This window comes from Aeromonas sp. 601027 (assembly GCF_049174455.1).
Lineage (GTDB): Bacteria > Pseudomonadota > Gammaproteobacteria > Enterobacterales > Aeromonadaceae > Aeromonas > Aeromonas veronii_A.
The window spans coordinates 60,816-74,198 of the sequence record NZ_JAAKTN010000004.1; the positions used below are offsets into that span (position 1 = coordinate 60,816).

The 13,383-nt window shown below is 58.6% G+C and carries 8 protein-coding genes; 6 read left to right on the forward strand and 2 right to left on the reverse strand.

Annotated features, from left to right (window positions below):
- Positions 1 to 288: 288 nt before the first annotated feature.
- From G5193_RS06970 to G5193_RS06990, 5 genes are all read left to right on the forward strand, one after another.
- Positions 289 to 2,847, forward strand: a complete 2,559-nt coding sequence (locus G5193_RS06970) for a fimbria/pilus outer membrane usher protein (RefSeq protein ID WP_421205565.1) — start codon at positions 289 to 291, stop codon at positions 2,845 to 2,847.
- Positions 2,848 to 2,880: 33 nt separating this feature from the next.
- Positions 2,881 to 3,624 (forward strand): fimbria/pilus periplasmic chaperone, encoded by a 744-nt coding sequence (locus G5193_RS06975; RefSeq protein ID WP_421205567.1) that lies wholly within the window; start codon positions 2,881 to 2,883, stop codon positions 3,622 to 3,624.
- Between the two features lie 11 nt (positions 3,625 to 3,635).
- Positions 3,636 to 4,196 carry a fimbrial protein gene (locus G5193_RS06980; RefSeq protein ID WP_016349198.1) on the forward strand — a complete coding sequence of 187 codons (561 nt, stop codon included), beginning with the start codon at positions 3,636 to 3,638 and terminating at the stop codon, positions 4,194 to 4,196.
- A complete protein-coding gene (locus tag G5193_RS06985; RefSeq protein ID WP_421205569.1) occupies positions 4,189 to 5,373 on the forward strand; it encodes a reverse transcriptase domain-containing protein in 1,185 nt (394 codons plus the stop codon). The genes G5193_RS06980 and G5193_RS06985 overlap by 8 nt, the downstream gene beginning before the upstream one ends.
- Before the next feature lie 1,659 nt (positions 5,374 to 7,032).
- Entirely contained in the window at positions 7,033 to 7,608 is a 576-nt protein-coding gene (locus G5193_RS06990) for a fimbrial protein (protein WP_421205571.1), read from the forward strand.
- 764 nt (positions 7,609 to 8,372) lie between these two features.
- On the opposite strand, the gene G5193_RS06995 is transcribed toward G5193_RS06990, so the two are convergent.
- Together G5193_RS06995 and G5193_RS07000 are read right to left on the reverse strand one after the other, a co-directional pair.
- Positions 8,373 to 9,659: a winged helix-turn-helix domain-containing protein gene (locus G5193_RS06995; protein WP_421205573.1), complete on the reverse strand. Its 1,287-nt coding sequence runs from the start codon at positions 9,657 to 9,659 to the stop codon at positions 8,373 to 8,375.
- Between the two features lie 621 nt (positions 9,660 to 10,280).
- Positions 10,281 to 11,384, reverse strand: a complete 1,104-nt coding sequence (locus G5193_RS07000) for a leucine-rich repeat domain-containing protein (protein WP_421205575.1) — start codon at positions 11,382 to 11,384, stop codon at positions 10,281 to 10,283.
- Between the two features lie 973 nt (positions 11,385 to 12,357).
- Here G5193_RS07000 and G5193_RS07005 point away from each other — a divergent pair.
- Positions 12,358 to 13,380 carry a LacI family DNA-binding transcriptional regulator gene (locus tag G5193_RS07005; RefSeq protein ID WP_216952773.1) on the forward strand — a complete coding sequence of 341 codons (1,023 nt, stop codon included), beginning with the start codon at positions 12,358 to 12,360 and terminating at the stop codon, positions 13,378 to 13,380.
- Positions 13,381 to 13,383 lie beyond the last annotated feature (3 nt).

Here is a 13,383-nt window from a genome sequence, read left to right on the forward strand (position 1 = left end):
AAAGCTCAACACATTGATTATTAACGGATAAAACCGGAATTATCTGTAACTGGTCAAAGAGGGTTCCAGCTCGATACCATGTGCTGGCCAATCGGGGGAATCATTGTGCCGGGCGATATTTGCGGCCAGGAAACCAGGTGGTGCCAGTTTCTCATTTCATCCCTCTGAATATAAAAAATCGCGCCTGACCCGGCGTCAGCGCAGTTTTTTTTAGACAGGTTGTCGATCATCACAACCATGTGGCAGGCAGTTCAGCCCAGGCCCCTTACAGACAGTGACGATATTGATATGAAACAACGCATTGCAATATTGATAATCAACTTGCTTGGTGCCTTTGCCATTCAGGCCGCCCCTGCCGGCGGCATCGATTTCAATACCGATTTGCTGGATGTAGCCGATCGCGAAAATATCGACTTCGAACAATTCACTCACGTCGGCTATATCGTTCCCGGCAAATATAGCATGCAGGTAAATATCAACGATCGTTCACTGGGCGAGCGCGAAATCACGGTGAAAAGTGATGCGGATGGCGCGTCCATAAGTTGTATTCCGAAAACACTGCTGGAAGAGTTCGGCCTCAAGGAGAGCGCCCTGCAAAAAGTATTGCAGGCCAATACCGACATGCAGTGCATCAATCTCGATGTGCTGGAAGGGAGCACGCTGCGTCCGGATATCAGCAGTTACACCCTCACCATCTCAATTCCGCAAACCAACCTGGAATATATCGACGACAACTGGGAACCCATCAGCCGCTGGGATAACGGCATCAACGGTTTTATGCTCGATTACGGCATCAACCTGCAACATGCAACCAGCTCCGAGCAGTGGGAGAATAATACCAACGCCAGTGCCTACGGCGTGCTGGGGGCCAACTATGGTGCCTGGCGCGTGCGGGCCGACTGGCAGGCGCAATATCAGAGCAATCGTGGCTGGCATACCCAGAAACCGCCACAGGATGAGGACCAGCAGGATCAGGATGAACCTCAGGATCCCACCCATCCGAAACAGGTGAAAGAGACCCACCAGCAACACTCTGCCGACGTGACCCGGGTCTACGCCTATCGCCCGCTCCCCTCCCGCGAGGAGAAGCTGATGGTAGGGGAGCTGGATCTTGGCAACTCCATCTTCGACTCGTTCCGCTTCACCGGGCTCACGCTAGCCTCGGATGACAACATGCTCCCCCCCAACCTGCGTGGCTATGCCCCCGAAGTGGTCGGTATCGCCAAAACCAACGCCAAGGTGGTCATCAGCCAGGGGGGACGCGTTCTCTACGAGACCCAGGTCGCGGCCGGCCCATTCCGAATCCAGGATCTCAACTCGGCCACCAGCGGCGAGCTGGACGTGCGGGTAGAGGAACAGGATGGCTCCTTGCAAACCTTCAAGGTCAATACCGCCGCTATCCCCTATCTGTCGCGCCCGGGCTCGGTACGCTACAAGTTTGCCAGCGGCAAGCCCTCCAACCTCGACCACAGCCTGGAAGGGCCGCTGTTTGTCAGCGGCGAAGCCTCCTGGGGGGTCAACAATGGCTGGTCCCTCTTCGGCGGCGCCCTGGTGAGCGACGGCTATGCCGCGCTAACTGTGGGTACGGGCCGGGACCTGCTGCAATTTGGTGCCATCTCGTTCGACATGACGGAGTCGCGGGCCGAATTGCCCGAGAAGGGCATCAAGCACGGCGGCTCCTATCGGGTCAACTACTCCAAGAGCTTCGACAAATACGACAGCCAGGTGGCGTTTGCCGGTTACCGCTTCTCGGAGCGCGACTTCATGACCATGAGCGACTACCTGAGCGCCAAAGACGAGAGCCAGGCCTACTACCAGGGGGGCTCGAAAGAGATGTACTCGGTCATTCTGAGCAAGCAGTTTCGCAACCAGAATATCGGCGCCTACTTCGACTACACCCACCAGTCCTACTGGCTGAAGCCGGACAGTGAACGCATCAGCCTGGCCCTCTCCCACCAGTTCGATGTGAAGGATTGGCGCGGCCTGGGGCTGACGGTGAACGCCTACCGCCAAACCCAGTGGGAGAACGCCGATACCGGTATGTACCTCTCCCTCTCGGTGCCGCTCGGCGGGGGCAGTCACCTCGGTTACAGCCTCTCGTCGCAAAACGACACCCTGACCCACAGCGCCAACTACTACAACACCCTGGACGAGCGCAACAACTACTCCCTCTCGGCCAGCACCTCGCCCCGTGGGGAGAGCCTGAGCGGCTTCTACTCCCATACCGCCGACAAGGCGCAGCTGTCGGTCAATGCCAGCGAGCAGAACGGTGGCAAAAACCTGAGTGCGGGCCTCTCCGTGCAGGGGGGCATCACCGCCACCGCGCAGGGCACCGCCCTGCACCGGGTCGGCATGATGGGGGGCAGTCGCCTGCTGGTGGATGCCGATGGCGCCGAAGGGGTGCCGATCCATGCCGGCGGCCCCGTCACCACCACGGATCGCCACGGCAAGGCGGTGGTGGCCGATCTCACCAGCTACTACCGGCAGCGCACCAGCATAGATGTGGATCGGCTCGGCGACGAGGTCGAACCCATCGGCTCCCCCGTGGCCAGCCGCACCCTCACCGAAGGGGCCATCGGCTACCAGCACTTCGATGTGCTGGCGGGGGGCAAGCGGCTGCTCGCCTTCCGGCTCCAGAGCGGCAAGACGCCCCCCTTCGCCGCGGTGGTGGAGAACCGACAGCAGTTGCGACTGGGGATGCTGAGCGACGACGGCATGGCCTATCTGGCGGGGCTGCACGCCGGCGAGCCGATCTTCATCCGCTGGGGCGACCATGCCCACTGCCAGGCAGTGCTGCCAAACCCGCTGCCGGCGGAGGACGAGCTGCCCACCCTGAGCTGTCACTGAGACCCGTTTTACTGACCAACACGAGATCCGACGATGAAACTGATGCAACACGCCCTGCTGGCCTTCGCCCTGGTGGCCGCCCTGCCCACTCAGGCCGCCGTGGCCCTGGATCGCACCCGGGTGATCTACACCGGCGATAGCAAGTCCCAGAGCCTCAACATCCGCAACCACAACAAGGAGCTGCCCTATCTGGCCCAGGCCTGGATGGAAGATGCCATGGGCCGCAAGATTTCAAGCCCCTTCGTGGTGCTGCCCCCGGTGCAGCGGCTGGAGCCGAGCGCCGACAGCATGCTGAAGGTGCAGGCCACCCAGGCGAGCCACCTGCTGCCCCAGGATCGGGAGAGCCTGTTCTACTTCAACCTGCGGGAGATCCCGCCGCGCAGCAACAAACCCAACTCCCTGCAGCTGGCGCTGCAGACCCGCATCAAGTTCTTCTACCGGCCGCAGTCGCTGGTGGTAGAGCCGGAAGCCCATGTCGCCCCCTGGCAACAGCAGCTCAAGCTGACCCCGACCCAGGGGCACTACCGGGTAGAGAACCCCACCCCCTACTTCATCACCCTGGTCGATGCCGCCAGCAAGGCCGATGACGAAGGGCAGGCCGACTTCACCCCCCTGATGCTGGCCCCGTTTGGCCAGGGTGAGCTCAATCTCGGGGTCGCCCGGCTCGGCAACACGCCGACCCTCACCTATGTCGATGACTTCGGCGGGCGCCGCCCGCTCCACTTTCGCTGCACCGATCAGCACTGCAGCCTGACCAGCGCCGACAAAGCGGCCTGAAGGAGGTAACGATGAACCCCATGATCCACAAGGCCCGCGGCCTGCCGGCCCTGATCTGCCTCGCCTGGCTGGGGCTGCTGCCGGCCCGCGCCTGGGCTGACGGCTATGACTCGGTGCAGCTGACCATCACCGGCACCCTGGTCTCGGTGCCCTGCACCATCCCCCCGGCGGATGCGAACATCAGCCTGGATCTGGGTACCGTGGTCAACAAGGATCTGCTGCGGGACAAACGCTCCAAACCCAAGGGGTTTGTGCTGCACCTGGAAGAGTGCGATCCCTCGGTGGCCAAGGGGGTCAAGGTCACCTTCAGCGGCACCGCCTCCAGCGAGGACAAGAACCTGCTGAGCCTGGCCAAGGGCAGCGCCGCCGCCGGCATCGCCCTCGGCATAGTCCAGGGCAAGGATAGTCCCAAGGATCTGCCGCTGGGTCAGGCCAGCAGCAAGCAGACCCTGCAAACCGGCAAGAACCAGCTCGATTTCGGGGTCTACGTCGCGCTGCTGAAATCGGGGGAGAAAAAGCTCACACCCGGCACCTTCAGCGCCCAGTCGACCCTCAAACTGACCTATGAATAGCCGCTATCCCGAACTCGCACCGGCGCAGGCCTGGCAACTGGCCTATCAGTGGCTCTGCCAGCGGCGGCGCCACTACCCGGCCAACGCCGATATCTGGCACCTGCGCTTTCACTGGCCAGCGCGCTCGGCCACCCTGTTTGCCCGGGTGATGGCGGGACACTATCGGCTCAGCCCCATGCAGCTGCTGGGGGGCCACGCCATCTGGTCGGCAGAAGATGCGCTGGTGCTGAAATGGGTGGCGCTGCGGGTCGCCCCACGGCTCCCCTGGCACCCGGCCTGCGAACATGGTCGCGGCATGGGGGGGGTGGCCTCCCGCCGCCGGCTGCACGACTTTTTGCAAGGGGCCGGGGGCAGCCACCCCTATGTGCTGCGCACCGATATTCGCGGCTACTACCAGCATATCGACCGGGCTCGGGTGCTCAGCCGGCTGGTGGCGCCGCTGCCTTGCCCCGTCTGCCGCGAGCTGATGCGCCAATACCTCTATTACAGCGTCGAGTGCGGCGGCGAGTTTCATACCCCCGGCGGGGGGATCAGCCGCGGCTGCGCGCTGAGCCCGCTGATCGGCGCCAGCCTGCTGTGGCATATCGATGCCGACTTTGCCGCCAGGGGGGAGCTCTATTACGCCCGCTATATGGACGACTTTATCGTGCTGGCCCGCACCCGCTGGCGCCTGCGCGATGCCGTGCGCCGTCTCAATGGCTATCTGGCCGCCGACGGCTTTAGCCAGCACCCCGCCAAGACCTGGATTGGCCGCCTGGATCGCGGCATCGACTGGCTGGGTGGCTGGTATACCACGCAGGGCCGGGTCGGCATCGCCCCCAACGCCCTGCAACGCTATCGAACCAAGTCCCTGCGGCTTTATGAGCAGACCCTGCGTGCTGGCAACCCGGAAGCCGAGTGCCAACGCAGGGTGCGGGGGTATTTTATGAGGTGGCGGGATGCCGTAGGCAGTGCTCCCCGCGCGCGGCGGAGAATGGGCCGCCCCCCCCCCTCGAAGATCCTAACGAGCAAGATGAAGGCGAACTATGGGAAAGAACACTTACCCCCCCCACTTACTGACCAGCATGGGCCGACCGCGTTGGATCCACACCATGTCCCTCGCGACCGCCGTCGCCACGACCATTCTGCTGACGCCGCCGGCAGCAGCCGTGATCGGCCCTCGAATTCAGACCATTGACATGGTCCAACCCGGGTGCTCCACGTGGAAGGCCCTTGCGACCTTCGTCGCCGACGACATACCCGACGCTGAAGCCTCAATCTCTGAACAATACAAGGGGTTCTATGTAGGGCATCTTCACGACGCCAAAGGTGGGTTATTCCAGTACTTTACGGAAAAATACTTCGGGAACATTGAATGGCGCGAGCGGGTGAAAATGATCAACCAGGAGGTGTTCGGGACCCCTAACCCGAACGTTGGGCAGACCCAAAGCCTTCCCATAGAGCACCAGGGATCCTGTGCCGTCGATGACGGCGGGTTTGAATGCATAGGCGTGCTGCTGGGGACCTCTCCGTGGAACCCTTGGGACCCTTCCTGGGGCAAGCCCCCGACCTTAGGAGGATGCTTCAGGATCCCACCCCCAACAGGATCATGCTGGTTTGTGTCGCCAACCGCCTCCGTAGACATAGGCCGCGTCCAGGCGGGGTCCGGTGGCCGAGCCTCGACCACGATCCTATACGCCTGTGAGGGCTCCCCCCCCGCCTACAGAGTCAGCCTATCCCGTGGTGGGTCGAGTGTGGAGGACTCCGATAAGGGTGTGTCGGTGGGGATCAAGATCGGGGGGGGCGACCTGCCGTATCGATTATCGGATACCAGTCCGGGGGCCCGGGACATGGAGATAGAACTAACCGTACAGACAGCACCCGGCACCACGGGGGATTTTAGGGCGACAGGTGTGCTGGAACTGGCTCCGGAGTGACGGCTCACCGCCCGCGTCGGGGTAAGGTGGCGCGGTGGGGCAAGTGCCCCTGTGACAACCTGGTGCATGCCGGGCTGTGATCCTGTCCCACAGCGTGCGAGTGTCGTGAGAGGCATCGGCGGTGGGCAGGGCGGCCACCAGCGGTGAGGCTCCCGCATGGGTAACTATGAGTGAGCCCCTGGGATGGCCGGCGTCCCGGTGGAGTTGCTAACAGACGACGGCCTGCGCAACTTGCTCAAGCTGAACCCGGCCGCGTGCGACGTTGGAACGACACAACACGGATCGAGCCTAGGGGTCATTCCAATGGGCGCTGGGGGCAAGCGGTGGCGGGCGAGGACGGCGACCCCTACCGTAGGCCAGCCGCTGTCCCGCCCTCCCTCCAACTCCCGGGCCCCCGCGCCGCCGCACTTACCCACACCATTGGGGCGGTCGACCGAGACTCCCCAACGTTGAAACCACGCCCCCCCCGAGGGGGTCGCTAACACCCCCTGGCTTCAACCGTACCGCTATCCTGAAACCCGCCGACGAGACTGGTGCCCGGAAACTCCCGCCCCCGGGGCGACCCGCACAGAAAGCAACCAAATCCAAAAGGTATGTGGGCCGTGGATAGTGCCCCCTGACAGTGGTGCGGGATCAGATGCCCACCGGATGATTCCATCCGCCTCAGGATGAACAGGCCGCAACCGCCCGGCACTGCCTCGGCATACCAAAAAAAAAAGAGGTCAACACATTGATATAAAAGGGATTGCAAAGAAATTTTTCATAACTGGGAGCGGCCAGCTTAAGGGGGTAGCATGCCTTGGTCGACAGCACCAGGTGAGTCGGTTTGAGCCAGTATTCAGTATTGGGCTCCCTTTCTCCTGACTGACCGGCTCGCTGTCGTTATGCATACTCTCAACAAACGCAACAAGGTAAACGATATGAAACCCATAGATTCCGCCCGCTGGGGACTGTCGGCGCTCGCCCTCTCCCTCGCCCTGAGCACAGGTGCCGCTTTTGCCGAGGATACCACTCCACCCGAAAAACCGCCCGTGGATCAGGGTCACGGCACCATCAAGTTTATCGGCGCCATTATCGACGCTCCCTGCTCCATCGCCCCGGAGAGCGTGGACCAGACCATCCAGATGGGGGAGATCGCCAATTCACTGCTGAACAAGCAAGGCTCCACTCCGCTGCGCCCGTTCGAGATCCACCTGGAAGCCTGTGACTTCGCCACCGCCAGCGACGCCACCGTCACCTTCAACGGCATCCCGGCTGACACCGCCAAGAAGAGCCTGGCCCTTAACGGCGGCGGATCCGGTGGCGCCATCTCCCTGGTCAACAAGCAAAGTGGGGAAGAGATCGTGCTCGGCACCCCGACCAAGGTGGCCAGCCTGGTCAATGGCGACAACCACCTGAAGTTTGGTGCCAAGGTGATCAGTACCGTGGCTGAGGGTGGCAAGGCGGTGCCGGGTGAGTTCGATGCCTCCGCCGACTTTATCATGACCTACCAGTAATCCTCCGCAGATAACCTGACTCCGCAACCAAGGCAAACGGAATTGCCTTGCCATTGGGCCTTATCCGCTGGGCTCTGACCCGGAACGCCCTCCAACTCCAACCGATGGCTGTGGCCCCCCTCCTTGTTCCTCCGCACTGTCGCCATTCCCCTCTGCGCCATTACCCGCTATCCCATGCCGCACGCATAGGCCCCGTCACCCCACTGGCCCGTTATGTGCACACCCGCGACCTCGGGTCGGGAACCGTCACCCTACCGCCACCCGGATGGCCAGCCTCTGCCGACCGAGGTGCTCCTGCCGAAAGGATCTATCCATTCGCGCTCGGCGTCAGCCCCCCTATCCGGGGAGTCCGGTATCTTCAGCGGCGGCGGTGTGCGGCTCCTGACTGCCGAGTGAATCCCCGGTTCGCACCGCTAAGCTGAGGCTATCCATCCGCAAGGCACCCTCCGGCCCCCTTACACCCGCATTATCCCCAGAGTCTGAGGCCCATCCCTGTTTGACCCTTTATCCCGCAGCTGCCCCCCACCGCCACGCCCGGCCTCAGGACCATTGTGTTGCAGCATAGGGTCCAGCAACAAAGTCCAGCAACAAGCGACCCGGCCGGCACGTCACTTAACCAGGGGGTTCAGGGCGGTGGCGAGAAGAGGGGGGTATCAAGGCAAAAGCTGGTGGCACGGCAAGGGCAGATAAAGAAAAGGCTGGCACAAGCCAGCCTTGGTGAGATGAGTGACGGCGGATCCCCGCCTAGGCATCCGGGCAGGGGCTTAATCCGGCGCCCTGCGCGACAGCATCAGAAAACCGCCATGCACGGTGGAGGCATGCAGCACTTTTTGCGCCTCCAGGGTGTAACGCAAGTGCTCCTCTTCGCTGGTCATAATGCTCATGACAGCCGCCCGATAGGGGGTCAGCAGCTCCGACTCCAGCGCCTTGACGTGCACACTCTGCAGATGGGCTTTCATGACGTAATCGGGATAGCGGCCGTTGATCTCCGTCAGCCTGCCATCACGGGTTTTGAGGAGCGTCAGCTCTGCCATCTCCTCACCGGCTGGCGTCACCAACGAGACCTCCTGCACGAATTCGTGGATCGGCGCACCATACCCCTTGTGTCTGACCTGCATCGCCAATACGGGATGTTCTGTCCCATCACAAGGCGCATAGAAATTGACGTTGTTGTAATACCCCTCCCCCATGGGTGCCGGAAAATCACGGAAGGGGGGCACAGAGAGATGCTGTGCGATGCACCTTAGCTGAGGCTCCAGCGACGCATCATGCTGAACGAAATAGACCTTCTCCCACAGGGGCCGATCGCCTTCATAAGAGACCAGCGATATCAGGTGGTCGGCAATCATCATCCGGTATTCGCTCTCCGCCGACTGCGCAGAAGCCTTGTCAATCATCTCCAGAGTGGCGCTGGAAATCGGCGGATTGGCCCCATCCACGCGATAGATGATGCCGTGCCGGGTGGTTATCTTTTTGGTCAGATAGGGCAGGCTCTCTTCTTCCGCCAGCAGAAACCAGCCAGCCAGAACAAGCAGACCAAGCAGACCAAGCAGCAACGAGACCATGATGCCACGCTTGAGGATAACCCTGCTGCGGTGCCATGCGGGTTGCAGCAAGGGGGGCTCGTCAAACAGATCGCGGCCTGTGTCCGTTTCATCAACCAGCTCTCCGACCAGCGCATCATGGGTGACAGTGTCGGGGGCGTCGTCAATGATCAGCTCCTCTTTCAGGATGGTCAGATCCATCATGTAACCCACTCTGGGCACGGTACGGATAGAGTCCATCACCCCCAGGGACTCCAGCTTGCGCCGGATCATCAGGATATTTTTATTCAGACCCGCGTCGCTGCTTTCACTGTTGTTCCACAATGCAGAGATAAACTCCTCTCTGGACATCACCTGCTGGGGGTGTTCACAGAAAAACTCCAGCAGTTGGCACTCTTTCTGGCTTAAATGTACTTCGCGGGTAGCATCTCCCCTTTCTTTGACCAGACAATAACGCGATGGAATAAAGGTGATGTCATCACCAATGTGATAATTTATTTCCAGCATGATGCTCATCAATCAGCAAACTTGAATGTGACTACCACCCCAAAAAGCAGGATTCATTAGCCACCCCTTTACATACCAGCCAACCGCTATATTCGAAATAGATCTCAAAAGCAAAATATATGTCCAATACAGCAACTATGACTACCAGTATATACACCAGCGTTTTTATGTACTTTATAGGTATATTTATGTAGTCCAGCTCATAGTTTTTCTTCGGCTTCCATCCCGATGATTCAGTTGGCTTAGGGAAAAGAACATCCACATCAGCCCTTTTACGAAACATTTCGCTACCTTTTGGCAATTAAATGGAGCGAAAATGTTAGCACTGAAAGCCCATGCGGTTAAATTACGATTAATTTCATAAAAATACCCTTAAAAACATAGAGATAAGAGCATCCATAACAACAAAGCCCCCATCCAGGGGGGGCTCGTGACCGTGATTTTATCTGATCAAGATGCAAATCTGAATGAACATTAAAGATGAATCATATCCGCTTGATTCACGTCAATTTTGTTTTCCATACCCTGTCCGGGATGGTCTCTCTCTTCCTCATTTAGTTAAAAAAAATGGCACTACCTGCCGGGAGTCATGGAGGTAGTGCCATAAAAGCCAGCCGCATATTAAGGCTGGAATACCTGCTGCACAACGCTACCGCTGGCAATCACCTTCTTGTTGCTGCTCTCGTAGGACCATGTCAGTGAATTCTGGCCTGCCCCTTCCCATACCAGCAGGTTGTTCGTCTCGTCATAGCTGCCGGGCGTCGCCCAGACAATCTCTGGTACCTCGTCTTGCGGAGTGCGCAAAACGATCTTGAGCCATTTCCCCTGCACCGTATCCGCCATCACCACATGTTGATTCTTCAATGACACACTGGTGTTGTCGTGCAGATAGGCCAGCGGCCGAGTGTTGCTGATGTAGTTGTCATCGGCAGTCAGCTTCGCCAGATAGCGCGGCCCATGCACTATCTTCTCGAGGTCATCCAGGCGACACCCCGACACATCCAGCTTCTGCAAAGCAGACAGGTTGGCCATGCCGGACCAATCCGCCATCTTGTTATTCGAAATATTCAGACCAACTAGGGTCGCAGGCATAAACTCCAGGGTGGAGATCTTGGCTGATGCCACCTCAAGCTGCTTGAGCTTGCTCATCTTTCCCAGCGGGGATAGGTCATCTATCGGGTTATCGCTGACGGACAAGGTGGTCAGATTCATCAGATCCGCAATCGGGCTCAGTGAATCAATCCCATTTCCCGAGATATCCAGCATGGTCAGCGTAGATATTCTGCCAAGTTGATGGATATCAGCGAGACGGTTGGCCGCTATTTTCAGCGTGGAGAGCGGCAGTTCACTGATTGCGGAAATATCACTGATATCGTTGTCCGTCACATCCAGTGAAACAAGATTGGTGGCAAACTGTAACCCGGTCAGGTTCTCGATATGTTTACCGACAGCATTGAGACTATCCAGCGCCAGCATATCCTGAGTCGTCACAGGATCTGCCTCAGCAATACCCAACGCAGATTTGACCGCGGCTTCCATATTCTTGTCAGGAAAATTGATAATCTCTGCATTGACTGCATCTGTCAGGAGTTGTTCATTATTTTCGGAAGGCTGCAACTGGATATATCCATTGCGATTATCGGCTTCATGTTCTGACACTGTGCCGGCAATGGCGGGGACAGACAGCGCCATTGAAATGGCAATTGCCAAGGTCGTGTTTTTCATTATTTACGTCTCTCGGTTTGTTGATTGCTATAAAACCCTACCGAAAATAGATTTCATGAAAAATAAAAAAATCGAGACATATTCATTATTGTGATCACCAACTGCTTATATTTTTAAATTACAAATAATTATAAATAATTTCGGCCAATACCATCCGTACATTTGCCAGATATTGGGTGAGCAAGGTTTATCACAGACCACAGGTTTCAGGTTGGTGTACATGAGCATATGTAATGACTCCTGGCGTAGCGCTCTACATCATTGGCAGCCAATAGCTCAATGAGCATAAGGGAGCCGCACAGATCGTCATGAGGCACGCTTTTTCCACCTATGCGAGATGAGGCCTCGCAACATCGCTGATTGGAAGGCTGCCAGAGCAACCTTGACAGACAACCTGCTGCAGCGGCTAACGGGATCTCGACCCAACCGAACTGATAGATGAAATAATCCCTGCCACCTCACGTCCATGACGCAGTGAAAACGACAACACAGCCCATTCCGCTGGCTGAGTTATCACCACCAGAGGAGAGGAAACGGCTCACTGGCCAAACGCTCTATGCCGGCCACCAGCAGAGAGAATTTTGACTGAGCGGGGTTTAGTGTGGGGTAAAAAAATAAAAAACACTTAACCAAAACAATTAAAAATATAATAATCAAACACTTATATGAATGAGGCGAGTCTTCCATCGAAGACCTCAACTGATCCTGCCTGCCCTCCGGCAGCGCCCGATGCAGACAGGCCGCAACTCACGGCGGCCTCTTTGCTTATCCCCCTCCGCCATCATCTGGTGATAGTACACCCCGCATCGTCTCTGCTCCTTCCCTTAGCCTCTTTATCTCATTCGCCTTGCAAACCACCAATGTGCCACTCCGATCACAAATCGCAGTAAAGCGAACCGCAAGAGGTAGCTGACATACCGAGTTGTCGTTATAAGAGAGCCCCTTATCTCCGGAGTATGAACAAGGCAATCAGATGGCCACCATCAGACAGGTCGCAACCCTCGCCAAGGTCTCGACGGCAACCGTCTCAAGAGTGATCAATAACTCTGCCCATGTTGAACCGGCGACCAGGGAACGGGTAGAGAAAGCAATGCGTGCGCTCGACTATCGACGCGACATGGCGGCAGTGGCTCTGGCAAAACGCAGCGGCAATATGCTCGGCCTGTTGACCGGCAATCTGGCCGATCCCTTCTTTGCCAGACTGGCCCGCGGAGTAGAAGCCATCAGCCGGCAGCACGGCTTTCGGTTGATGGTCTGTAGCGGGTCCCATCAAAGCGAGCAGGAGCAGTATGGGCTCGAGTTTCTGATCAATCAGGGCTGCGAAGCCATCGTTGCCCATACCACTCGCCTCTCTGACGAACTGCTGCTCCGTTACGCCTCACACATGCCAGCACTCATTCCCATCAATCGCTATCTGCCCGAGCTGGCTCACCGCAGTGTCTGGCTGGACAACCGGGCAGGCACCCGAGCCGCCGTCGACCATCTGGTGGCTCAAGGTCATCGCCGGATCGGCTTCATCACCTGTGATTTGCCCATCGCCGATCGGCAGCTCCGCCTGGAGGGATATGAGCAAGGAATGGCTCACTATCATCTGGCACTCAAACCACAGTGGGTTATCAGCCAGCCCTTTACCGAGGAGGGGGGCGAACAGGCGGCGGCGCGCTTGCTTGCTGAGTGCCCCGAGGTAACCGCCGTGCTCACTTTCAACGATGTGATGGCGGCAGGCATGATGTCGCACCTGAGAAAATGCGGGCGACGGATCCCTGAAGACCTGTCGATTATCGGGTTCGATGACATCATGCTGGCCCGCTACCTCTACCCGACACTGACCACTCTGCACTACCCCATTGAGACCATGGCCAAACGGGCTGCTGAGCTGGCCATCACCCGACTGCAACAGCAGGACCCGGGCCCGGAGATCCATGAGTTCACCCCTGCACTGGTCATTCGCGAGTCGGTTATGCCCCTGACGCAACCTCCCCTTCTGCGACCATGATCA

What these genes read in the sequence shown, in the direction of transcription:
- G5193_RS06970 (WP_421205565.1), top strand. Translation starts at nt 289, where the DNA reads ATGAAACAACGCATTGCAATATTGATAATCAACTTGCTTGGTGCCTTT.
- G5193_RS06975 (WP_421205567.1), top strand. Translation starts at nt 2,881, where the DNA reads ATGAAACTGATGCAACACGCCCTGCTGGCCTTCGCCCTGGTGGCCGCC.
- G5193_RS06980 (WP_016349198.1), top strand. Translation starts at nt 3,636, where the DNA reads ATGAACCCCATGATCCACAAGGCCCGCGGCCTGCCGGCCCTGATCTGC.
- G5193_RS06985 (WP_421205569.1), top strand. Translation starts at nt 4,189, where the DNA reads ATGAATAGCCGCTATCCCGAACTCGCACCGGCGCAGGCCTGGCAACTG.
- G5193_RS06990 (WP_421205571.1), top strand. Translation starts at nt 7,033, where the DNA reads ATGAAACCCATAGATTCCGCCCGCTGGGGACTGTCGGCGCTCGCCCTC.
- G5193_RS06995 (WP_421205573.1), bottom strand. Translation starts at nt 9,659, where the DNA reads ATGCTGGAAATAAATTATCACATTGGTGATGACATCACCTTTATTCCA.
- G5193_RS07000 (WP_421205575.1), bottom strand. Translation starts at nt 11,384, where the DNA reads ATGAAAAACACGACCTTGGCAATTGCCATTTCAATGGCGCTGTCTGTC.
- G5193_RS07005 (WP_216952773.1), top strand. Translation starts at nt 12,358, where the DNA reads ATGGCCACCATCAGACAGGTCGCAACCCTCGCCAAGGTCTCGACGGCA.